General features: G+C 51.3%; 21 protein-coding genes. 10 read left to right on the forward strand and 11 right to left on the reverse strand.

Translation table 11 applies throughout. The features are described 5' to 3' along the window. Positions 1-9 precede the first annotated feature (9 nt). The 3 genes from mdaB to qseB all read right to left on the reverse strand — a co-directional run bounded on the left by mdaB (position 10) and on the right by qseB (position 2,706). Positions 10-591 carry an NADPH:quinone oxidoreductase MdaB gene (gene mdaB / locus HEN21_RS11785; protein WP_000072420.1) on the reverse strand — a complete coding sequence of 194 codons (582 nt, stop codon included), beginning with the start codon at positions 589-591 and terminating at the stop codon, positions 10-12. A gap of 109 nt (positions 592-700) precedes the next feature. Beyond that, entirely contained in the window at positions 701-2,050 is a 1,350-nt protein-coding gene (qseC, locus tag HEN21_RS11790; RefSeq protein ID WP_016159777.1) for a quorum sensing histidine kinase QseC, read from the reverse strand. Then, positions 2,047-2,706 (reverse strand): quorum sensing response regulator transcription factor QseB, encoded by a 660-nt coding sequence (gene qseB, locus HEN21_RS11795; protein WP_001221480.1) that lies wholly within the window; start codon positions 2,704-2,706, stop codon positions 2,047-2,049. The genes qseC and qseB overlap by 4 nt, the downstream gene beginning before the upstream one ends. Before the next feature lie 151 nt (positions 2,707-2,857). Between qseB and ygiW the strand changes: the two genes are divergently transcribed. The 7 genes from ygiW to HEN21_RS11830 all read left to right on the forward strand — a co-directional run bounded on the left by ygiW (position 2,858) and on the right by HEN21_RS11830 (position 12,678). Then, a complete protein-coding gene (gene ygiW, locus HEN21_RS11800) occupies positions 2,858-3,250 on the forward strand; it encodes an OB fold stress tolerance protein YgiW (protein WP_000731637.1) in 393 nt (130 codons plus the stop codon). A 52-nt stretch (positions 3,251-3,302) separates the two neighbouring features. Then, positions 3,303-3,785 (forward strand): AraC family transcriptional regulator, encoded by a 483-nt coding sequence (locus HEN21_RS11805; protein ID WP_000795660.1) that lies wholly within the window; start codon positions 3,303-3,305, stop codon positions 3,783-3,785. A 109-nt stretch (positions 3,786-3,894) separates the two neighbouring features. Next, positions 3,895-5,502 (forward strand): ABC transporter substrate-binding protein, encoded by a 1,608-nt coding sequence (locus HEN21_RS11810; protein WP_000288653.1) that lies wholly within the window; start codon positions 3,895-3,897, stop codon positions 5,500-5,502. Positions 5,503-5,639: 137 nt separating this feature from the next. Then, a complete protein-coding gene (gene parC / locus HEN21_RS11815) occupies positions 5,640-7,898 on the forward strand; it encodes a DNA topoisomerase IV subunit A (protein WP_176251932.1) in 2,259 nt (752 codons plus the stop codon). A 227-nt stretch (positions 7,899-8,125) separates the two neighbouring features. Beyond that, positions 8,126-8,863 (forward strand): 1-acylglycerol-3-phosphate O-acyltransferase, encoded by a 738-nt coding sequence (gene plsC / locus HEN21_RS11820; RefSeq protein ID WP_176251933.1) that lies wholly within the window; start codon positions 8,126-8,128, stop codon positions 8,861-8,863. Positions 8,864-8,935: 72 nt separating this feature from the next. Continuing rightward, positions 8,936-10,348 (forward strand): cell division protein FtsP, encoded by a 1,413-nt coding sequence (gene ftsP / locus HEN21_RS11825; protein WP_000059392.1) that lies wholly within the window; start codon positions 8,936-8,938, stop codon positions 10,346-10,348. 110 nt (positions 10,349-10,458) lie between these two features. Further along, complete coding sequence (locus tag HEN21_RS11830; protein WP_000095166.1) at positions 10,459-12,678, forward strand: YgiQ family radical SAM protein; 2,220 nt, start codon at positions 10,459-10,461, stop codon at positions 12,676-12,678. 42 nt (positions 12,679-12,720) lie between these two features. Here HEN21_RS11830 and yqhH read toward each other — a convergent pair whose 3' ends face one another. From yqhH to yqhD, 5 genes are all read right to left on the reverse strand, one after another. After that, positions 12,721-12,978, reverse strand: coding sequence for a lipoprotein YqhH (gene yqhH, locus HEN21_RS11835; RefSeq protein ID WP_000719321.1), 258 nt, complete (start codon positions 12,976-12,978; stop codon positions 12,721-12,723). 61 nt (positions 12,979-13,039) lie between these two features. Then, positions 13,040-13,288, reverse strand: a complete 249-nt coding sequence (locus HEN21_RS11840) for a hypothetical protein (protein WP_176251934.1) — start codon at positions 13,286-13,288, stop codon at positions 13,040-13,042. A 35-nt stretch (positions 13,289-13,323) separates the two neighbouring features. Continuing rightward, positions 13,324-14,250, reverse strand: a complete 927-nt coding sequence (locus tag HEN21_RS11845; RefSeq protein ID WP_000691652.1) for a YbjP/YqhG family protein — start codon at positions 14,248-14,250, stop codon at positions 13,324-13,326. A 199-nt stretch (positions 14,251-14,449) separates the two neighbouring features. Next, complete coding sequence (dkgA, locus tag HEN21_RS11850) at positions 14,450-15,277, reverse strand: 2,5-didehydrogluconate reductase DkgA (protein WP_176251935.1); 828 nt, start codon at positions 15,275-15,277, stop codon at positions 14,450-14,452. Between the two features lie 105 nt (positions 15,278-15,382). Beyond that, positions 15,383-16,546: an alcohol dehydrogenase gene (gene yqhD, locus HEN21_RS11855; protein ID WP_001058825.1), complete on the reverse strand. Its 1,164-nt coding sequence runs from the start codon at positions 16,544-16,546 to the stop codon at positions 15,383-15,385. A 193-nt stretch (positions 16,547-16,739) separates the two neighbouring features. Between yqhD and yqhC the strand changes: the two genes are divergently transcribed. Then, positions 16,740-17,639, forward strand: a complete 900-nt coding sequence (yqhC, locus tag HEN21_RS11860; RefSeq protein WP_203218742.1) for an AraC family transcriptional regulator — start codon at positions 16,740-16,742, stop codon at positions 17,637-17,639. A gap of 39 nt (positions 17,640-17,678) precedes the next feature. Here yqhC and yghB read toward each other — a convergent pair whose 3' ends face one another. Both yghB and metC read right to left on the reverse strand, forming a co-directional pair. Continuing rightward, entirely contained in the window at positions 17,679-18,338 is a 660-nt protein-coding gene (yghB, locus tag HEN21_RS11865) for a DedA family general envelope maintenance protein YghB (RefSeq protein WP_016159785.1), read from the reverse strand. Between the two features lie 139 nt (positions 18,339-18,477). Further along, a complete protein-coding gene (gene metC / locus HEN21_RS11870; protein ID WP_176251937.1) occupies positions 18,478-19,665 on the reverse strand; it encodes a cystathionine beta-lyase in 1,188 nt (395 codons plus the stop codon). Positions 19,666-19,917: 252 nt separating this feature from the next. On the opposite strand from metC, the gene exbB reads away from it, so the two are divergent. Then, positions 19,918-20,652 carry a tol-pal system-associated acyl-CoA thioesterase gene (exbB, locus tag HEN21_RS11875; RefSeq protein ID WP_000527844.1) on the forward strand — a complete coding sequence of 245 codons (735 nt, stop codon included), beginning with the start codon at positions 19,918-19,920 and terminating at the stop codon, positions 20,650-20,652. A gap of 6 nt (positions 20,653-20,658) precedes the next feature. Beyond that, positions 20,659-21,084, forward strand: a complete 426-nt coding sequence (gene exbD / locus HEN21_RS11880; RefSeq protein WP_001240712.1) for a TonB system transport protein ExbD — start codon at positions 20,659-20,661, stop codon at positions 21,082-21,084. Positions 21,085-21,121: 37 nt separating this feature from the next. Here the strand turns inward: exbD and yghA are convergent, their stop codons facing one another. Continuing rightward, positions 21,122-22,006 carry an NADP(+)-dependent aldehyde reductase gene (gene yghA / locus HEN21_RS11885; protein WP_000018750.1) on the reverse strand — a complete coding sequence of 295 codons (885 nt, stop codon included), beginning with the start codon at positions 22,004-22,006 and terminating at the stop codon, positions 21,122-21,124. Between the last annotated feature and the right edge of the window lie 4 nt (positions 22,007-22,010).

Genomic DNA, 22,010 nt, shown 5'->3' on the forward strand with positions numbered 1-22,010 from the left:
GAGCTCTAGTTAACCAAAAATTTCCACAAGATGCTTGCGATATTCTTCAGTATAGCGGGGAACATCAGGCATTTTTATCACGTCATTAGCGATAAATGTCGGCAGCGGTTCCATGCCAAGGAATTGGTTTGCTTTATGGAACGGCAGATACACGCCGTCAACGCCGACGCCGTGGAAGAACTGATCTTTTTCGGTGAAGGCTTCCATTGGTGCGTTCCAGGTCAGAGAGAGCATATATTTTTTGCCCTGCACCAGGCCGCCAGAGCCGTATTTTTTCGACGGATCTTTGCGGGTACGACCATCGCTGGCATACAGCGTACCGTGACCTTCGGTGAACACATCATCAATGTATTTTTTCACCGTCCACGGCGCGCCCATCCACCAGCCAGGCATCTGCCAGATAACCACATCAGCCCAGAGAAAGTTTTGTACTTCGGCTTTGACATCGTAGTCGCTGTCGGCGCGAACGATGCGGACATCATGCCCGAGGTCGCGGAGCGTGCCATCCGCGACTTCGGTCAGGGTGTCGTTCAGTTGACCATTGGAGTGGGCGAATTTCTTCGCGCCGTTGATAATCAGGGTATTGCTCATTTTTTATCCTCAAGGTGAGAAGTTTGTCGACTATAGTACGTCACAGAGCGGTACGGTGAAATTAGCAAAATGTGCAAAGTCTTTTGCGAATTTTGCAACAATATCACCACTACCAGCTCACCTTCGCCTCAAATCCACCTTGTTTTGCATTCCCAAACACAACATTCATGCCATGCAATTTGGCGATCCGCTGGACAATCGACAGCCCAAGCCCACTGCCGGTGGCGGTTTGTCCCGGTGGGCGATAGAAACGTTCGCCGATTCGCGCCAGTGCCTCTGGCGTCACACCGGGGCCGTTATCCCTCACGATGAAATTATCGGCATTCAGCGTGACGTCCACCACGCTGCCTTGTGGGCTGTAGCGCACGGCGTTATCCAGCAGATTTCGTACCAGCAAACTTAGCAATAGCGGTTGTCCGGTGCGTTTGATGCCCTGTGCGTTGAGCGTCAGCCGCACGTCAATTTTCGCCTGCTGCGCCGTGTGGTAAATATCCATTACCGACGATTGCAGGAGATCTTCAAGTGGGATCTCCGCGACATCCTGAAGGTTATCCAGCGAGTCGAGCCGCGACAGAGTGAGCAGTTGATCAACAAGGCGGGTGGCGCGATCGATCCCGGAATGTAATTGAAGCAGTGCTTTTTTCCGTGCCTGTGGATCGTCGTCAGAGAGCTGCGCAACTTCGGTTTGTACTTTCAGCGCCGTTAACGGGCTACGCAGTTCGTGAGCAGCATCGGAGGTAAAGCGTCGTTCACGAACCATCATCGTATGAGTACGGTCGAACAGTTGATTCAGCGACTCGACCAGCGGACGCACTTCGTTGGGTACACCGTCAGCGTTGAGCGGTTTTTCCGAGTCAGGATCGCGCATACGTAGCGCCAGCGCCAGTTTGTTTAGTGGCGAGAGTTCACGACCTAGTAGTACCATCATGATAATCAACATGATAGGCAGCGCGATAAGCCAGGGAATGAGCTGTCCGGTGACAATCGCCAGCGCCATGTCTTCACGGTATTCCCACTCCTGGCCAACAACGATGCGATACTTACCATCGGGGGATGTCATCCAGACAAAACGCCAGGGGTCGTCTTCACCTACCAGTTGCCCGTTAGCAAACCCTTCACGTTGATAGCTATAGGGAATATCTTCGCCATTATCGCCATCGTTAAGGACCATGTTGCCGTCGTGAGTAAAGACAGCAAAGGTCAGCGCATCATCATCTACGTGACCGTGTTTTAATTTATTCGGTGTCTGCGCCATACGATCTGCCGCATTGATTTCGTTAAGATCGAGCGTACTTAACCGTTTGGCAAACAGCATCAACTGGGTATCGAATAACTCATCGACATTATCAATTGTTTGTTTCCAGGCGACAAAGCTGGAGAGTAGCCAGGTCACCGAGGCCAGAATCAAAAAGATCAGCGTCAACCTGACTCGCAGACTAAGGCGTTGGGTAAATTTCATTTCTCACCTAATGTGTAGCCAATACCGTGAACGGTGCGAATAAAGTCGCTGCCGAGCTTACGTCGCAGATGATGCACATGCACTTCGATGGCATTGCTGGTGACCTCTTCGTCCCAGGTATACAGTTTTTCTTCAATCAGTTTGCGCGGCAGTACCCGACCGGCGTTACGCATCAGTAATTCCAGCAGGGCAAATTCTTTTGGCTTCAGCGTTAAGAGTTCGCCGGCCTGGGTGGCGATACGTTTGCCTGGGTCGAGCATTACGTTACCGTGATGTAGCTCATTGCTGGCTTGCCCGTTGCTTCGGCGCATCAGAGCTTCCAGCCTGGCTGCGACTTCTATCAATGCAAAAGGTTTACAAAGATAATCGTCGGCTCCCAGACGCAAACCTTCCACGCGTTCCGCCAGGGCATCGCGCGCGGTCAGGATTAATACTGGCTCACGCTGACCTTTATCCCGCCATTCGCGCAAAATATCGCGACCATCCATTCCTGGTAAGGTTAGATCAAGGATTACTGCGTCATAAGGTGCGCTATAAAGCGCCTCTTTTCCCTGACGACCTTCCGTAAACCAGTCAACACTAAAGCCCATCTTACTAAGACCTGTTTTGATGCCGTCGCCAATCAGCATGTCATCTTCTATCAGTAAAATTCGCATCTTTTCATCCCTGCGATAGCTGTATTCGTTGTCAGTAAACCGTGTTGTAACGCGCTCTGTACAGTACTAAATTTTCTTTTTTTTTCTTAAGAAGTTGTTAAGGAGTATCTTGTTTAATGTTCGAAAACAGACATTAAAGGGAGTAACAAACATGAAAAAATTAGCAGCAGTAATTGCAGTAATGGCTCTGTGTAGCGCACCAGTTATGGCAGCAGAGCAGGGTGGTTTTTCTGGACCATCAGCAACGCAAAATCAGGCCGGAGGATTTCAGGGGCCGAACGGCAGTGTAACTAACGTAGAAAACGCAAAATCCCTGCGTGATGATACCTGGGTAACTCTGCGCGGCAATATCGTTGAACGCATCTCTGACGATCTCTACGTGTTCAAAGATGCCAGCGGTACTATCAATGTCGATATCGACCACAAACGCTGGAACGGTGTAACGGTGACACCGAAAGATACGGTTGAGATTCAGGGGGAGGTCGATAAAGACTGGAACTCAGTTGAGATCGACGTTAAACAGATTCGTAAAGTGAATCCGTAATTGTTACCGCTCCCGGGACGCGTTCCCGGGAATAATTTCGCAGGGAGGCAACATGAAAAACCAGGCACTGGCCGTGAACATCATCAATTTCCCTTCAACCCGCGTGGCTTTGTTGCCGCATCGTTGTAGCCCTGAGTTGCTCAACTATAGCGTGGCGAAATTTATCATGTGGCGCAAAGAGACGGGACTTTCCCCTGTTAACCAAAGCCAGACATTTGGCGTCGCCTGGGATGATCCTGCCAGCACCGCGCCGGAAGCGTTTCGCTTTGATATCTGCGGCAGCGTTAGCGAAGCGATTCCGGAGAATCGTTATGGCGTGAGTAATAGTGAGCTTGATGGAGGACGTTATGCCGTGGCTCGTCACGTTGGCGAACTGGACGATATTTCGCGCACAGTATGGGGCATCATTCGTCAGTGGCTGCCTGAAAGCGGAGAGAAAATACGTAAAGCGCCGATACTGTTTCACTACACTAATCTGGCTGAAGGGATGTCAGAGCAACGGCTGGAAACAGATGTCTATGTGCCGTTGGCGTGACGGGAAATATTTTAACGGAGTGTGAGCCAAATCACTCGCTATAAGTTTGAGCTAACAATCTCACCGGCGTATTGTTGTCGGGCTTATAATTTCTCCGGTAAGGAATACCATGTATACGCGAAATTTATTATGGCTGGTCAGCCTGGTAAGTGCGGCTCCTCTCTATGCTGCTGACGTTCCCGCCAACACACCGCTCGCCCCGCAACAAGTCTTTCGTTACAACAATCATAGCGACCCAGGTACGCTCGACCCGCAAAAGGTTGAGGAGAATACTGCTGCGCAGATTGTGCTGGATCTGTTTGAAGGTCTGGTATGGATAGACAGTGAAGGCAAAGTGCAACCCGCTCAGGCCGAATCATGGGAGGTGTCAGATGGCGGCAAACGCTATGTTTTCCATTTACGTAACGGCTTACAGTGGTCTGATGGCCAGCCCTTAACGGCACAGGATTTTGTCCTCGGCTGGCAGCGCGCGGTTGACCCCAAAACGGCAAGCCCTTTTGCCGGCTATCTGGCACAGGCGCATATTAAAAATGCAGCGGCTATTGTGGCAGGTAAAGCGGATATTGCATCGCTGGGTGTGAAGGCTACCGATGATCGCACTCTTGAAGTCACGCTTGAGCAACCCGTTCCCTGGTTCACGACCATGCTCGCCTGGCCGACGCTGTTTCCGGTTCCGCATCATGTGATTGCGAAGTATGGCGATAGCTGGAGTAAGCCTGGACATATGGTTTACAACGGCGCTTTTGTGCTTGATAAATGGGTAGTTAACGAAAAGATTACAGCGCGAAAAAATCCTCAATACCGCGATGCAGAGCATACTGTCTTGCAGCAGGTTGAGTATCTGGCGCTGGATAATTCGGTCACCGGCTATAACCGCTATCGCGCGGGAGAGGTTGATCTCACCTGGGTTCCGGCGCAGCAAATTCCTGCAATCGAAAAATCACTTCCTGGCGAGCTGCGAATTATCCCGCGTCTGAACAGCGAATATTACAACTTCAACACCCGGAAACCGCCGTTTGATGACGCCCGTGTGCGGCGGGCGTTGTATCTTACGGTCGACAGGCCGTTAATCGCGCAAAAGATACTTGGGTTGCGAACGCCCGCAACAACGCTGACACCGCCAGAGGTAGAAGGATTTCGTGCGCCAACGTTCGAGGAACTGCAAAAGCCAATGGGTGAGCGTGTTGCGATGGCAAAAGCCTTGCTGAAACAAGCGGGATACGACGCCTCTCATCCGCTACGCTTTGAACTGTTCTACAACAAGTACGATCTGCATGAAAAAACGGCGATAGCCTTGTCTTCCGAATGGAAAAAATGGCTTGGCGCACAGGTGACGCTGCGCACAATGGAGTGGAAAACGTATCTCGATGCCCGGCGTAGCGGTGATTTCATGTTGTCGCGGCAGTCGTGGGATGCGACATATAATGATGCATCCAGCTTCCTGAACACGCTTAAAAGCGATAGTGAAGAGAACGTCGGCCACTGGAAAAATGCAAAGTATGACGCGTTACTAAACCAGGCCGCTCAGACCACTGACGCGACAAAGCGTAATGCGCTGTATCAACAGGCAGAGGCCATTATCAACCAGCAGGCACCGCTCATTCCTGTCTACTATCAGCCACTGATCAAACTGCTTAAACCTTACGTTGGCGGTTTCCCGCTGCATAATCCCCAGGATTATGTCTACAGCAAAGAGTTGTATATCAAGGCACATTGATGCCTTTATCGCCGTCGGAGCACGTCCGGCGGCACTATTCACACTGATCTCCTGTGACTCGACGCGACAGATAATGTAGTATCTCCGGCAATATTGCCCCTTTGAAGGCTGGCGAATAAGTTGAGGAATCAGAATTAATGAGCGATATGGCAGAGCGCCTTGCGCTACATGAATTTACGGAAAACGCCTACTTAAACTACTCCATGTACGTCATCATGGATCGTGCGTTGCCGTTTATTGGTGATGGTCTGAAACCTGTTCAGCGCCGCATTGTGTATGCGATGTCAGAACTGGGTCTGAATGCTACCGCCAAATTTAAAAAATCGGCCCGTACTGTGGGTGACGTACTGGGTAAATACCATCCGCACGGTGACAGCGCCTGCTATGAAGCGATGGTACTGATGGCGCAGCCGTTTTCTTACCGTTATCCGCTGGTTGATGGGCAGGGAAACTGGGGGGCACCGGACGATCCGAAATCGTTCGCGGCAATGCGTTATACCGAATCCCGCCTGTCGAAATATTCTGAGCTGTTATTGAGTGAGCTGGGGCAAGGGACGGCGGACTGGGTGCCAAACTTCGACGGCACGTTGCAGGAGCCGAAAATGCTGCCTGCTCGCTTGCCGAATATTTTGCTTAACGGCACCACCGGTATTGCTGTCGGGATGGCGACGGACATTCCGCCACACAACCTGCGTGAAGTCGCCCAGGCGGCAATCGCTTTAATCGACCAGCCGAAAACCACGCTTGACCAGTTGCTGGATATTGTTCAGGGCCCGGACTACCCGACCGAAGCGGAAATTATCACCTCCCGCGCCGAGATCCGTAAAATCTACGAGAACGGTCGTGGTTCTGTGCGTATGCGCGCGGTGTGGAAGAAAGAAGATGGCGCGGTAGTTATCAGCGCCTTACCGCATCAGGTTTCTGGTGCGCGCGTACTGGAGCAAATTGCTGTGCAAATGCGCAACAAAAAGCTGCCGATGGTTGACGATCTGCGCGATGAATCTGACCACGAGAACCCGACCCGTCTGGTGATTGTGCCGCGTTCTAATCGTGTGGATATGGATCAGGTGATGAATCATCTGTTTGCCACGACCGATCTGGAAAAGAGCTATCGTATCAACCTCAATATGATTGGTCTGGATGGGCGTCCGGCGGTGAAAAACCTGCTGGAAATCCTCTCCGAATGGCTGGTGTTCCGTCGCGATACCGTGCGCCGCCGTCTCAATTATCGTCTGGAGAAAGTCCTCAAGCGCCTGCATATTCTTGAAGGTTTGCTGGTGGCGTTTCTCAATATCGACGAAGTGATTGAGATCATTCGTAATGAAGATGAACCGAAACCGGCACTGATGTCGCGTTTTGGCATTACGGAAACCCAGGCGGAAGCGATCCTTGAACTGAAACTGCGTCATCTCGCCAAACTGGAAGAGATGAAGATTCGCGGTGAGCAGAACGAACTGGAAAAAGAGCGCGACCAGTTGCAGAGCATTCTGGCTTCCGAGCGCAAGATGAATAACCTGCTGAAGAAAGAGCTACAGGCCGACGCACAAGCCTATGGCGACGATCGCCGTTCGCCGTTGCAGGAACGCGAAGAAGCGAAAGCGATGAGCGAGCACGATATGCTGCCGTCCGAACCCGTTACCATTGTGCTGTCACAGATGGGTTGGGTACGCAGCGCCAAAGGCCATGACATTGACGCACCAGGCCTGAACTATAAAGCGGGCGATAGCTTCAAAGCGGCGGTGAAAGGCAAGAGCAACCAACCGGTGGTATTTGTTGATTCCACTGGTCGTAGCTACGCCATCGACCCGATTACGCTGCCGTCGGCGCGTGGTCAGGGCGAACCACTCACCGGTAAACTGACGTTACCGCCAGGTGCCACTGTTGATCACATGCTAATGGAAAGCGACGATAAGAAACTGTTGATGGCTTCCGATGCTGGCTATGGATTCGTCTGCACCTTTAATGATCTTGTTGCCCGTAACCGTGCAGGTAAAGCATTGATTACCTTACCTGAAAATGCGCATGTTATGCCGCCAGTAGTGATTGAAGATGCCTCTGATATGCTACTGGCTATCACCCTGGCGGGACGTATGTTGATGTTCCCGGTAAGTGAGCTTCCGCAACTGTCGAAGGGTAAAGGCAACAAGATCATCAACATCCCATCGGCAGAAGCTGCGCGGGGCGAGGATGGTCTGGCACACCTGTATGTACTGCCGCCGCAGAGCACTCTGACTATTCATGTCGGGAAACGCAAAATCAAACTGCGCCCGGAAGAACTGCTGAAAGTGACCGGTGAGCGTGGTCGCCGTGGCACCTTGATGCGCGGTTTACAGCGTATCGACCGTGTCGAGATTGACTCACCTCACCGCGCCAGCAGTAGCGATAGCGAAGAGTAACATGCCGGAGGGGCTTTCTCCCGTTTGTAAGGAACGCCGGATGACACGTTAAGTCGTCATCCGGCAGCGTAATCAGCCCCAGGAAACGATAAAAATTCCCTTGAAACCGTTGTTTATTCATGCGTTGCGATTAACAATACGCTTTTCCAGAGAGCGGCTTTTAACAATGCCCTAACCTGATTTCAGGTGACGTACAATGCCAGTCTCTCAGATCTTCAGAGGGTGTTATGCTATATATCTTTCGTCTTATTATTACCGTTATTTACAGCATCTTAGTCTGTGTTTTCGGCTCCATTTACTGCCTTTTCAGCCCGCGAAATCCAAAGCATGTAGCCACCTTCGGGCATATGTTTGGGCGCCTTGCGCCGCTGTACGGGCTGAAAGTTGAGTGTCGCAAACCTGCAGATGCTGAAAGCTATGGTAATGCTATCTATATTGCTAACCACCAGAACAATTATGACATGGTGACAGCATCGAACATCGTGCAGCCGCCGACGGTTACAGTGGGTAAAAAGAGTTTGCTGTGGATCCCCTTCTTTGGGCAGTTGTACTGGTTAACCGGCAACTTATTGATCGACAGAAACAACCGTACTAAGGCGCACGGCACTATCGCGGAAGTGGTGAATCACTTCAAAAAACGCCGTATTTCCATCTGGATGTTCCCGGAAGGAACGCGCAGCCGTGGTCGCGGTCTGTTGCCGTTTAAAACTGGGGCATTCCATGCGGCAATTGCGGCAGGCGTCCCGATTATTCCCGTGTGTGTTTCCACGACTTCGAATAAGATTAATCTTAATCGACTGAATAATGGTTTAGTGATCGTAGAAATGCTGCCGCCAATTGACATCAGTCAATATGGTAAAGATCAGGTTCGCGAGCTGGCTGCTCATTGTCGTTCGATAATGGAAAAAAAAATCGCCGAGCTCGATAAAGAAGTCGCAGAGCGCGAAGCCGCCGGAAAAGTTTAAGTCGGCAATCTGTTTTTTGCGGGGATGTTTTCCTGCACGGTATTACTTTAGCCAGTTTTACATGGAGCAAATATGTCACTCAGTCGGCGTCAGTTCATTCAGGCATCGGGGATCGCACTGTGTGCAGGTGCTGTCCCCCTGAAGGCAAGCGCAGCCGGTCAACAGCAACCACTGCCCGTTCCGCCGCTGCTTGAATCTCGCCGTGGGCAACCGCTATTTATGACAGTACAACGTGCGCACTGGTCATTTACGCCAGGAACGCGCGCGTCGGTTTGGGGTATCAATGGTCGCTACCTGGGGCCGACTATTCGCGTCTGGAAGGGCGACGATGTTAAGCTGATTTACAGCAACCGACTGACAGAAAATGTCTCAATGACAGTGGCTGGATTACAAGTGCCAGGTCCACTGATGGGCGGTCCGGCACGCATGATGTCGCCAAACGCTGACTGGGCGCCTGTGCTGCCAATTCGCCAGAATGCTGCGACTTTGTGGTATCACGCTAATACCCCCAACCGCACGGCGCAGCAGGTCTATAACGGCCTTGCCGGGATGTGGCTGGTGGAAGATGAAGTCAGCAAGTCGCTGCCCATTCCTAACCATTATGGTGTGGATGATTTTCCTGTCATTATCCAGGATAAACGGCTGGATAACTTTGGTACGCCAGAATACAACGAACCGGGAAGTGGCGGCTTTGTTGGCGATACGCTGCTGGTCAACGGTGTACAAAGCCCGTACGTTGAAGTTTCGCGCGGTTGGGTGCGCCTGCGCCTGCTGAACGCATCGAACTCCCGTCGCTATCAACTGCAGATGAGCGATGGTCGTCCGTTGCACGTGATTTCTGGCGATCAGGGATTCCTGCCTGCTCCCGTGTCGGTGAAGCAGCTTTCGCTGGCGCCGGGCGAACGCCGTGAAATTCTGGTGGATATGAGCAACGGTGATGAAGTGTCTATCACCTGTGGCGAAGCGGCGAGCATTGTTGATCGTATTCGTGGCTTCTTTGAGCCGTCCAGCATTCTGGTTTCCACGCTGGTGCTAACGTTGCGCCCGACCGGCCTTCTGCCGCTGGTCACTGACAGCCTGCCGATGCGCTTGTTACCGACTGAAATCATGGCCGGTTCACCGATTCGCAGCCGTGATATTAGCCTGGGCGATGATCCCGGCATCAACGGGCAGCTATGGGACGTTAATCGCATTGATGTTGCTGCCCAGCAGGGAACGTGGGAACGCTGGACGGTACGCGCGGACGAGCCGCAATCATTCCATATTGAAGGTGTGATGTTCCAGATCCGTAACGTGAATGGCGCAATGCCATTCCCGGAAGACAGAGGCTGGAAAGATACCGTCTGGGTTGATGGACAAGTGGAACTGCTTGTTTATTACGGTCAGCCTTCCTGGGCGCATTTCCCGTTTTACTTTGGTAGCCAGACACTGGAAATGGCGGATCGCGGCTCTATTGGGCAGTTGCTGGTTAATCCAGTGCCTTAATCGCCATACTCGCCCGAGGAGGGCGAGTATGGAATACCTTTCGATTTCTCTTTCGTTCCGGCTTATAATCCCCGGCCTTTGATTATTTTTTTATCATTTCTGGAAGCAAAATGAGCTCTATCTCCCTGATCCAACCGGATCGCGACCTGTTCTCCTGGCCGCAGTACTGGGCCGCCTGTTTTGGACCGGCACCGTTTTTGCCGATGTCTCGTGAAGAGATGGATCAACTTGGCTGGGATAGCTGCGACATCATTTTGGTTACTGGCGACGCGTATGTCGATCACCCAAGCTTCGGGATGGCGATTTGCGGTCGTATGCTGGAGGCGCAGGGCTTTCGCGTCGGGATCATCGCCCAGCCGGACTGGAGCAGCAAAGACGACTTTATGCGTCTGGGTAAACCGAATCTGTTTTTCGGCGTGACCGCAGGCAATATGGACTCGATGATCAACCGTTACACTGCCGATCGCCGTTTGCGTCATGACGATGCTTACACGCCGGATAACGTCGCGGGTAAGCGCCCGGATCGCGCCACGCTGGTTTATACCCAACGTTGTAAAGAGGCATGGAAAGATGTTCCGGTGATCCTCGGTGGTATTGAAGCCAGCCTGCGCCGTACCGCGCATTATGATTACTGGTCTGATACCGTGCGCCGTTCCGTGCTGGTGGATTCCAAAGCCGACATGCTGATGTTCGGTAACGGTGAGCGTCCGCTGGTGGAAGTGGCGCATCGTCTGGCGATGGGCGAGCCGATTAGCGAAATCCGCGATGTACGTAATACCGCGATTATCGTGAAAGAGGCTCTGCCTGGCTGGAGCGGCGTGGATTCTACTCGTCTTGATACACCAGGGAAAATCGACCCTATTCCGCATCCGTATGGCGAAGATTTGCCGTGTGCGGATAACAAACCGGTGGCTCCGAAAAAACAAGAAGCCAAAGCCGTTACCGTGCAGCCGCCGCGCCCGAAACCGTGGGAAAAAACCTACGTTTTGTTACCTTCTTTCGAGAAAGTAAAGGCAGATAAAGTGCTGTACGCTCATGCTTCGCGTATTTTGCACCACGAAACCAACCCTGGCTGTGCCCGCGCGCTGATGCAAAAACATGGCGACCGCTATGTGTGGATCAACCCGCCAGCTATTCCGCTTTCTACCGAAGAGATGGACAGCGTCTTTGCGCTGCCGTACAAGCGCGTGCCGCATCCGGCTTACGGTAATGCCCGTATTCCGGCTTACGAAATGATCCGTTTCTCGGTCAACATTATGCGTGGCTGCTTTGGCGGCTGCTCTTTCTGCTCTATTACCGAGCATGAAGGGCGCATTATTCAGAGCCGTTCGGAAGATTCGATCATCAATGAGATTGAAGCGATCCGCGACACCGTTCCGGGCTTTACGGGCGTGATTTCCGATCTCGGTGGGCCAACTGCCAACATGTATATGTTGCGCTGCAAGTCACCACGCGCCGAGCAAACTTGTCGCCGTTTGTCGTGTGTTTACCCGGATATTTGCCCGCATATGGACACTAACCACGAACCGACGATCAACCTCTATCGCCGCGCGCGCGATCTGAAAGGCATTAAAAAGATCCTGATCGCCTCCGGTGTGCGTTATGACATCGCCGTGGAAGATCCGCGCTATATCAAAGAGCTGGCAACCCATCACGTTGGCGGTTATCTGAAGATTGCCCCGGAACATACCGAAGAAGGGCCGTTGTCGAAGATGATGAAGCCGGGCATGGGTAGCTATGACCGCTTTAAAGAACTGTTCGACACCTACTCGAAACAGGCAGGTAAAGAGCAGTATCTGATCCCGTATTTCATCTCCGCGCACCCCGGTACGCGCGATGAAGATATGGTGAATCTGGCGCTGTGGCTGAAGAAACATCGCTTCCGTCTCGACCAGGTGCAGAACTTCTATCCGTCGCCGCTGGCTAACTCAACCACCATGTATTACACCGGCAAAAATCCGCTGGCGAAAATTGGTTATAAGAGCGAAGACGTCTTCGTGCCGAAGGGCGACAAGCAGCGTCGTCTGCATAAAGCGTTGTTGCGTTACCACGATCCGGCAAACTGGCCGTTAATCCGCCAGGCGCTGGAAGCGATGGGTAAAAAGCATCTGATTGGCAGCCGTCGCGATTGCTTAGTGCCTGCGCCAACCATTGAAGAGATGCGCGAAGCTCGTCGCCAGAACCGCAATACCCGTCCGGCGTTGACTAAACATACGCCGATGGCGACCCAGCGTCAGACGCCTGCTACGGCAAAAAAAGCGTCGTCTACGCAATCTCGTCCGGTGAATGCTGGGGCGAAGAAACGCCCTAAAGCGGCGGTTGGACGTTAAAAAATATCCCCGGCAACTGACATGCTGCCGGGGATTTTTTTATCATTCTGCGTACATACGCAAGCAGCGCAGGCAATCGAAATAGTCCTGCGCATCAAGGCGTGTATTGGCTCTGTTAGCTTCGGATTTGGCGGCGTAGATTTGCGGGCGTAATGCTTTTATATCCTGCTCAAGCCTGGCGATTTTGGTATTTAATGTTTGTACATTACCTGCCAGTTGATTGACCTTTTGCTCATTGACGCAACCACTTAATAAGCCGGTTACCAGAATGAGTGTTCCCACGGTGAAAATCTTTTTCATTATTTATTTCTCCCTGTTTTTTATTGTTCTGATTAATAGTTGATTGACGTTTAGTGGAGTATTACCACCGTGGCGGGTGCGCCCAAATTCCGTCTGGCCATCTCCCGGCATCATCCAGCCGTGTATTGACTTTTTCTGCCGCTTCTTTTGCTACCTGAATTTCCTGACGTAAAGCGTCGATATCCTGTTGGAGTTGCTTAATTTTTATATTTATCAGATAAATATCATTTTCTACATGACTGATTTTTTCATTATTGACACAGCCTGTGAGTATAAATATTAGAAAAAAGAGTAACAGTTGATTCTTCATTTCCAGTTTCCTTTATCTGGTATTAATTATTCAGCTTATTGCTTTAATCTGGCGGCGGTTTTCGCTTCAATCTGTTTAAGCAAGCTACCGCTGCCAGTACGGATAAAATCGGCAATTTCCCACTTTCCTTCGCGCCGCTGTAAAACTAAATCCTGCTCTTCACTGTTATCATTGGTCAGCGCAATACGAACATGAATACGGGCGGAATCGGCAGTTTTCTCGAGTACACGAATTTCATCAACGCGAGAAAATAGCGACTCTTCGCCAAAACAAATCGGATTGTCGTAAATAAATTGCCGTTCTATTTGCATCTCTTGATCGAAATTGCCGTTTTTATTGAATGTGGTTTTATAAAATTCATTGACTGCCTGACGATAGGTGTCGGAAACAACCCATGTCCAGGGCCAACTATAATCGGCAATATGTTTAAACAATTCAGCGACAAAGGCTTCTGGCTGTTCTTTTTGCAGCGATGCCAGCGTCGCCAGTATTTTTTCATTCTCGCTATTAACTGCCTGCCAGACGCTGCCATGGTTGCTGATGACATCATCAATGACCCAACGACCATTTTCTGCCACCATTTTCAGCGTTTGCGTGGTCTTTTCTTTATCGTCGTCAAAGGTACGAAAGCGCACAACGGCATCTGCATGATCGGTATCCGTTTGAGTAACTGCTACGCTTTCTAACACCAGATCGCCAAAATCCTGACAATCACAAATCGGATCATAATCCAGCCAGCCGATATTGCCCGGCAGCGTGAGATTATCATTCAGGGTAAGTGCTTTTTGTATGCGTGCAGACGTTATCGCCTGCTCTCCTGTCTCACCAAAATAAGGCGCGCTGGCATCAGATTTATAGTTTTGATAAATCTGGCGAACTGTCTGTTCAGCAGTCAGCGAGGGTGATTGTGCCTGAGTAGTGAAGCTTGCAAAAAACGCCAAAAACAGAAGTATTATTTTCATCTGTTTTTCACCTCACCGTCGTGTTTATCCATATTGTAGATGCTTTGTTGCTTTAAGAGCTTCCAGCTCTGCATGATGATGTCCTTAAATTTGGCATTTCTGAACAAGGGAGAGTAACAACGGGCGGGAGGTGAGGGGAATAAATGATTTCTGAAAAGTCCGGTAGCGGAACATTACCGCCACCGGGAGAATTTGCGCGTTAGCCGCCGAACTGGTCGGGATCGGGACCGAGACGTTTACCTTGATCGAGTTTTGCGATTTCACAAAGTTCGTCTTTGTCGAGACGGAAATCCCAGACATCAAAGTTTTCGGCAATGCGTGAAGGCGTGACCGATTTCGGGATCACCACCAGACCGTTATCCAGATGCCAGCGGATAACAATTTGTGCCGGTGTTTTGCCGTATTTATCCGCCAGGTAGCGAATGACTTTCTGATCGAAAACGCCTTTCCCACCTTGCGCTAATGGGCTCCAGGATTCGGTCTGGATTTTGTGCGTAGCGTTCCAGGCGTGAAGCTGGCGTTGCTGCATCAGCGGGTGAAGTTCGATCTGATTAATAACAGGCGTCACGCCAGTTTCGTCGATCAGACGTTGCAGGTGGTGGATCTGGAAGTTACAGACGCCAATGCTTTTGATTAATCCTTCTTTTTGCAGCTCAATCATTCCTTTCCACGCCTCGACATAGTGATCGATAGCGGGAACGGGCCAGTGCATTAAGTAAAGGTCGATATAATCAAGCTGAAGTTTTTTCAGGCTGTCGAGCAGTGCTTCGCGGGGGCGTTTGTGGTCGTCGTTCCACAGTTTGGTTGTAATGAACAACTCTTCTCTGGCAAGAGTGGCATTTTTCAGCGCCTTGCCGACACCTTCTTCGTTTTTATAGGCAGCGGCGGTATCAATCGAGCGATATCCCACTTCTAACGCTTTTTGGATAGCGGTGATGACTTCCTCATTACTTGCTTGCCAGACACCCAGTCCCAGCTGGGGCATGACATTGCCATCCTGTAGCTTAATAACGGTTGGATTAGCCATACGTTCCTCCTTTTATATGAACTCACCGGAGCAGGCTCCGGTGAGTTGGTGTGAACTTAAGTCTGGACGAAATACCCAAAAACGAAAGTTTGAGGAGGAAAAAGCTTAACGAGCAGCTTCGTAAATGCGGCGGCTGACATCCAGCGTAATGTCATGATTTTCGCCCAGTTGGGTCATGCCGTGTTCTTCCAGTTTCTTCAGCAATGCCGGGATGGAGCTGCCGTCCAGACCGTAGTCGGAGAGGCGGGTTGGCACGCCCAATTGCTCGAAGAAGTTGCGGGTCGCGGCAATTGCGGCGTCAATACGCTCATCGTCGGAACCTTCAGTGATGTTCCAGACGCGTTCAGCATATTGCAGCAGTTTTGCGCGCTTGGTGTCGCGTTTTTCATTCCACAGGGCAGGCAGAACGATAGCCAGCGTTTGCGCGTGATCCAGACCGTGCATCGCAGTCAGTTCGTGTCCCAGCATATGCGTTGCCCAGTCCTGTGGTACGCCAGCGCCAATCAAACCGTTCAGCGCCTGGGTTGCCGCCCACATGACGTTAGCGCGTACATCGTAGTTTTCTGGCTCTTTCAGGGCTTTCGGGCCATCTTCGAGAAGCGTCAGCAAAATACCTTCTGCGAAGCGATCCTGAATTTTGGCATCAACCGGTTTGGTAACATACTGTTCCACGGTGTGTACAAAGGCGTCCACTACGCCGTTAGCCACCTGACGCGGCGGCAGGGTGTAGGTATAAATCGGATCGAGCACGGCAAATACGGGCTGAACATGGGCAGAATGGAACGCCTGCTTGTCGCCGGTGGTTTTACGGGAGATCACCGCACCTGCGTTGGATTCTGAACCGGTCGCTGGCAGTGTCAGCACACAGCCCATTGGGATGGCGCTTTTAATCTCTTTACCGCCAGTTTGTAGGATGTGCCACGGATCGACATTCTCAGGATAATTTGCCGCTGCGGCGATAAATTTGGTGCCGTCCAGTACGGAACCGCCGCCAACCGCCAGCAGGAAAGTCACTTTCTGTTCGCGAACCAGTTTCACGGCGTTCATCAGCGTTTCATAAGCCGGGTTTGGCTCGATACCGCCAAACTCCAGCACATCCATACCTTTCAGCGCATCCAGAACTTGATCGAGAACGCCTGTTTTTTTCACGCTGCCGCCGCCGTAGGTAATCAATACGCGAGCATCGTGAGGAATTTGTTCGCGTAAACCAGCGATAGCGCCTTTACCAAACAGAATACGGGTTGGGGTGTGCAGATTAAAGTTGTTCATTACTTGCTCCCTTTGCTGAGCCAATATTAGGGCAGAGATCGGTCTGCCTGATGTTTTTCATTGTGGTCGCCAGCGCCGCAGCTCTCAATGCTCATTTCTGCCAATGTCTTGCCTATTTCTCCAGAGTACTGGAGAAATGTTACAAAATTGCGCACAATCAAATTGCCGCATTATTCTTAAGAAATTACGCGATATGAAACGTGAAGAGATTTACCGCCTGCTGACGGACAAAATTAATAACCTGAAAAATAAAGAAAATAGTTTGTCTGAGCTATTGCCCGATGTGCGCTTATTGTATGGCGAGAACCCCGGCGCACGTACGCCGGTGATGTATGAACCTGGCATCATAATTCTCTTTTCCGGGCATAAAATCGGCTATATCAATGAACGCGTGTTTCGTTATGATGCCAATGAATATCTGCTGCTGACGGTGCCGTTACCGTTTGAGTGCGAAACCTATGCCACGCCGGAGGTGCCATTAGCGGGCTTACGTCTCAACGTCGATATTTTGCAGTTACAGGAACTGTTGATGGACATTGGTGAAGATGAGCATTTCCAGCCGTCGATGGCTGCCAGTGGCATAAACTCCGCTACGTTGTCAGAAGAGATTTTATGCGCGGCGGAGCGGTTACTGGACGTGATGGAGCGACCGCTGGATGCGCGCATTCTTGGCAAACAGATCATCCGCGAAATTCTTTACTACGTGCTGACCGGACCTTGCGGTGGCGCATTACTGGCGCTGGTCAGTCGTCAGACTCACTTCAGCCTGATTAGCCGCGTGCTGAAACGGATTGAGAATAAATACACCGAAAACCTGAGCGTCGAGCAACTGGCGGCAGAAGCTAACATGAGCGTTTCAGCGTTCCACCATAATTTTAAGTCTGTCACCAGCACCTCACCGTTGCAGTATTTGAAGAACTACCGACTGCATAAGGCGCGGATGATGATAATCCATGATGGCATGAAGGCCAGCGCGGCGGCGATGCGCGTCGGCTACGAAAGTGCGTCGCAATTTAGCCGTGAGTTTAAACGCTACTTCGGTGTGACGCCGGGGGAAGATGCGGCAAGAATGCGGGCGATGCAGGGGAGTTAAATGTGTTCCCGGCATCGCTGCCGGGAACGGAGAAAAACGTCAGGCGTTACCGTATTTCTTTTTAATCACCACAAACAGCGTGCCTAACAGGCCGGCGGTTAACAGGGCAATCGGCAGGATCATCAGGAATGTCATTACCTGATCTTCATGGCGTTTAACGAACGGGATCATGCTCAAGGCATAGCCGAAACCGGTCACCACGCTGACCCATAGCAATCCACTTAACCAGTTGAAAAACTGGAAGCGGCGGTTTGGCAGACCGGAAATCCCCGCCATGGTTGGTAGCAGCGTGCGGACAAATGCAAGAAAACGTCCAGCCAGCAAAGCCAGCAAACCGTGGCGGTCAAACATACAGGTGGCGCGCTGATGATATTTAGCGGGGAGCTGTGCCAGCCAGCCTTTCACCGTTTTGGTATTACCTAGCCAACGCCCTTGAATATAACTTAACCAGCAGCCCAGGCTGGCTGCGGCAGTCAGAATCACGATTGTTGGCAGAAAATCCATCACCCCCTGGGCAATCAGTGCGCCAGCCAGTATCAACAAGCTGTCGCCTGGCAAAAATGAAGCGGGCAGCAGACCGTTTTCTAAAAACAGCGTGGCAAACATGACAAAGTAAACAACGCTAACAATATGAGGATCCGCCAGCGCGGCAAAGTCGTGTTGCCAGAGCGCAGCGATAATGTCTTGAATAACAGCCATGGACTTTCCTGTGGAACAGCGTTTAAGCCTTTATTTGCCTATTGTACTCCTGAATCGTCCGGGACGCCTTGATCCCGGACGCAACAATTTAAGACTATTCACAATTAAATGTCTGCAAAATTGTCCAAATTTGGCAATGTTACACAATTCGGGTAAAGCCAGCGTCCAGATCGGCAATCAGATCGTCGACGTTTTCCAGACCAATATGCAGGCGAATCAACGTGCCGCTGAAATCAATCTTTCCTTGCGGGCGAATGGCGGCGATATGTTCCGGTTGATTTGCAAGGATCAACGATTCATATCCTCCCCACGAGTAGGCCATGCTGAATAAACTGAAGTTATCCAGATAGTTCGCCAGTTCTTCATCGTTGAGTTTTTTCTTCAACACAAAGGAAAATAGTCCGCTGCTGCCTGTAAAGTCTCGTTGCCAGAATTCGTGACCTCTACTGCCCGGCAGAGCAGGGTGGTTAACCCGTTCAACCTGCGGATGTTCCGCCAGCCATTCAGCCACTTTCAGGCTGCTTTCATGATGTTGACGCAGACGCACACCTAAAGTGCGCAGGCCACGGCTGGTCATATAAGCGGTGTCGGCATCGACCATTTGTCCCATCAGATAAGCGTTCTCCCGCAGTTGCTCCCAGCATCGGGCATTACATACCGCAGTGCCGATCATTGCATCCGAGTGACCTACCAGATATTTGGTGGCGGCCTGAATGGAAACATCAATGCCAAAATCAAGGGCTTTAAACAGCACCCCGGCAGCCCAGGTGTTATCGATCATAATGATGGCGTCCGGCACCACGCTGCGCACGGCGGAGACAATCGCCGGAACATCATGCACTTCCATGGTGATGGAGCCAGGGGATTCCAGAAACACGATTTTAGTGTTTGGCTGCACATGTTTAATGATATCCGCGCCAATCAGTGGATCAAACCACGATGTCGTTACGCCCAGTTTGCTGAGGATTTTGCTACAGAAATCCTGACTTGGTTCGTAGGCGGTGTTGGTCATCAACACATGATCGCCCTGTTCGACAAAAGCAAGGATGGAATTGGCAACCGCTGCCGCACCGCAAGGAAACAGTGCACAGCCGGTGCCACCTTCCAGTTCGCACATTGCTTCTTGTAACGAAAAGTGGGTTAACGTTCCGCGCCGTCCATAGAACAATTCGCCGTTGGCGCGATTACGCGTCGCATGTTTTTTCGCTTCAACGCTGTCAAAAACCAGCGAAGAGGCGCGCTGAATCACGCTATTCACCGCGCCGAGAGTGTACTTTTTGCTGCGTCCTGCATTCACCAGTTGAGTATCAAGCTTTTTGTCCGCCATGTCGGTATTCCTGTTTTTATACGTCTGGATGTCTAAACTAGCATGAATAATTGCGGGCGCATCCTGAAGAATTGGCATTAAAGAAGAAAATTTTCGCAAATGGCGTTCTGGTGGCTTTTTTACTGCGTAAACGCAAGGAAAAGAAAGCAAAGGTACGGCAGTATGCAAATAGTAATGAGAACGACTATCAATTCGACGTCGTTTTGATATTATTATGCGCAGATTTTGTGACTTGCGTCCTGGAGATACACAGTGGGTAATAATTTAATGCAGACGGATCTTTCCGTCTGGGGTATGTATCAGCACGCCGATATTGTCGTTAAGTGCGTGATGATTGGGCTTATTTTGGCCTCCGTAGTCACCTGGGCAATCTTCTTCAGTAAGAGCGTAGAGTTCTTCAATCAGAAGCGTCGCCTTAAGCGCGAGCAGCAACTGCTGGCTGAAGCGCGTTCCTTAAACCAGGCCAACGATATCGCCGCTGATTTTGGTAGCAAAAGCTTAAGCCTGCATTTGCTCAATGAAGCGCAGAACGAGCTGGAATTGTCAGAAGGCAGCGACGATAACGAAGGTATTAAAGAGCGTACCAGCTTCCGCCTGGAGCGTCGGGTCGCCGCAGTGGGGCGTCAAATGGGACGCGGTAACGGCTATCTGGCAACCATTGGCGCGATTTCGCCGTTCGTTGGTCTGTTTGGTACGGTCTGGGGCATCATGAACAGCTTTATCGGTATTGCGCAAACGCAGACCACGAATTTGGCGGTGGTTGCACCGGGTATCGCAGAAGCTCTGTTAGCAACGGCAATCGGCCTGGTGGCAGCGATTCCGGCGGTCGTTATCTATAACGTATTCGCGCGCCAGATTGGCGGCTTTAAAGCGATGCTGGGCGATGTCGCAGCGCAGGTGCTGTTGCTGCAAAGCCGTGACCTGGATCTGGAAGCCAGCGCCGCTGCGCATCCGGTTCGTGTCGCACAAAAATTACGTGCAGGGTAATGCGCTATGGCAATGCATCTTAACGAAAACCTCGATGATAACGGCGAAATGCATGATATCAACGTGACGCCGTTTATCGACGTGATGTTGGTTCTGCTGATTATCTTTATGGTGGCGGCACCGTTAGCGACGGTAGATGTGAAGGTGAACTTGCCTGCTTCTACCAGCACGCCGCAGCCGCGCCCGGAAAAACCGGTTTATCTGTCGGTGAAGGCAGACAACTCGATGTTTATCGGTAACGATCCGGTCACCGATGAAACAATGATTACGGCGTTGAATGCGTTAACCGAAGGCAAGAAAGACACCACCATCTTCTTCCGAGCGGACAAAACCGTCGATTACGAGACGTTGATGAAGGTAATGGATACGCTGCATCAGGCGGGTTATCTGAAGATAGGCCTGGTCGGCGAAGAAACCGCTAAAGCGAAATAAAAATGATGCCCGGTTGCTTCATACAACCGGGCATTTTTTAGCCTAGATGTTCGCCGCCGCACACGCCGTGCACTTCTGCGGTGACGTAGCTCGACTCCTGACTTGCCAGATAAACATAAACAGGCGCCAGTTCTGCCGGCTGCCCCGCACGTTTCATCGGTGTTTTCTGACCAAACTGTGGGATCTTATCCTGCGTTTGTCCGCCGGAAATTTGCAGTGCCGTCCAGATAGGACCTGGTGCGACAATATTCACCCGAATACCTTTCTCCGCGACCTGTTTTGCCAGACCACGGCTGTAGTTAAGAATCGCCGCTTTCGTTGCTGCGTAATCCAACAAGTGCGGGCTCGGCTGGTACGCCTGGATTGACGAAGTGGTGATGATACTTGAGCCTTTCGGCAGCAAGGGAATCGCTTCCTGGGTTAACCAGAACAGCGCGAAAACGTTAATGGCAAAGGTCTCTTGAAACTGTTCGCTGGTGAGGTCTGCAATATCAGGAATGGCAACCTGTTTCCCGGCGACTAGCGCCATAATATCCAGCCCGCCTAACGCCTTATGCGCGTCGTGAACTAGCGAACGGGCAAATTTCTCATCGCTTAAATCGCCCGGCAGCAGAACGACTTTGCGTCCGCATTCTTCAATAATCTTTTTCACATCCTGGGCGTCTTCTTCTTCCGCCGGAAGATAACTGATCGCCACGTCAGCGCCTTCACGCGCGTAAGCGATGGCGGCAGCACGACCGATACCAGAATCGCCCCCTGTCACCAGTGCCTTACGATCTTTCAGGCGACCGCTACCAACATAGGTTTTCTCGCCGCAATCCGGCACCGGCGTCATCTTCGCCTGGATGCCTGGCGTCGGTTGTTTCTGTTTGGGATATTCACCAGTGTAATACTGCGTGGTCGGGTCTTTTAAATGAGACATCGCT

Source organism: Escherichia sp. 93.1518, assembly GCF_013368915.2.
Lineage (GTDB): Bacteria > Pseudomonadota > Gammaproteobacteria > Enterobacterales > Enterobacteriaceae > Escherichia > Escherichia ruysiae.

Bases quoted from the DNA above. Each gene is read 5' to 3' on its own strand.
- yqhH (WP_000719321.1), bottom strand. From the start codon at position 12,978: ATGAAAAAGATTTTCACCGTGGGAACACTCATTCTGGTAACCGGCTTA.
- metC (WP_176251937.1), bottom strand. From the start codon at position 19,665: ATGGCGGACAAAAAGCTTGATACTCAACTGGTGAATGCAGGACGCAGC.
- yqhC (WP_203218742.1), top strand. From the start codon at position 16,740: ATGAAACGTGAAGAGATTTACCGCCTGCTGACGGACAAAATTAATAAC.
- mdaB (WP_000072420.1), bottom strand. From the start codon at position 591: ATGAGCAATACCCTGATTATCAACGGCGCGAAGAAATTCGCCCACTCC.
- HEN21_RS11845 (WP_000691652.1), bottom strand. From the start codon at position 14,250: ATGAAAATAATACTTCTGTTTTTGGCGTTTTTTGCAAGCTTCACTACT.
- HEN21_RS11805 (WP_000795660.1), top strand. From the start codon at position 3,303: ATGAAAAACCAGGCACTGGCCGTGAACATCATCAATTTCCCTTCAACC.
- yghA (WP_000018750.1), bottom strand. From the start codon at position 22,006: ATGTCTCATTTAAAAGACCCGACCACGCAGTATTACACTGGTGAATAT.
- HEN21_RS11840 (WP_176251934.1), bottom strand. From the start codon at position 13,288: ATGAAGAATCAACTGTTACTCTTTTTTCTAATATTTATACTCACAGGC.
- qseB (WP_001221480.1), bottom strand. From the start codon at position 2,706: ATGCGAATTTTACTGATAGAAGATGACATGCTGATTGGCGACGGCATC.
- parC (WP_176251932.1), top strand. From the start codon at position 5,640: ATGAGCGATATGGCAGAGCGCCTTGCGCTACATGAATTTACGGAAAAC.
- HEN21_RS11830 (WP_000095166.1), top strand. From the start codon at position 10,459: ATGAGCTCTATCTCCCTGATCCAACCGGATCGCGACCTGTTCTCCTGG.
- dkgA (WP_176251935.1), bottom strand. From the start codon at position 15,277: ATGGCTAATCCAACCGTTATTAAGCTACAGGATGGCAATGTCATGCCC.
- yqhD (WP_001058825.1), bottom strand. From the start codon at position 16,546: ATGAACAACTTTAATCTGCACACCCCAACCCGTATTCTGTTTGGTAAA.
- ygiW (WP_000731637.1), top strand. From the start codon at position 2,858: ATGAAAAAATTAGCAGCAGTAATTGCAGTAATGGCTCTGTGTAGCGCA.
- exbD (WP_001240712.1), top strand. From the start codon at position 20,659: ATGGCAATGCATCTTAACGAAAACCTCGATGATAACGGCGAAATGCAT.
- yghB (WP_016159785.1), bottom strand. From the start codon at position 18,338: ATGGCTGTTATTCAAGACATTATCGCTGCGCTCTGGCAACACGACTTT.
- HEN21_RS11810 (WP_000288653.1), top strand. From the start codon at position 3,895: ATGTATACGCGAAATTTATTATGGCTGGTCAGCCTGGTAAGTGCGGCT.
- ftsP (WP_000059392.1), top strand. From the start codon at position 8,936: ATGTCACTCAGTCGGCGTCAGTTCATTCAGGCATCGGGGATCGCACTG.
- plsC (WP_176251933.1), top strand. From the start codon at position 8,126: ATGCTATATATCTTTCGTCTTATTATTACCGTTATTTACAGCATCTTA.
- qseC (WP_016159777.1), bottom strand. From the start codon at position 2,050: ATGAAATTTACCCAACGCCTTAGTCTGCGAGTCAGGTTGACGCTGATC.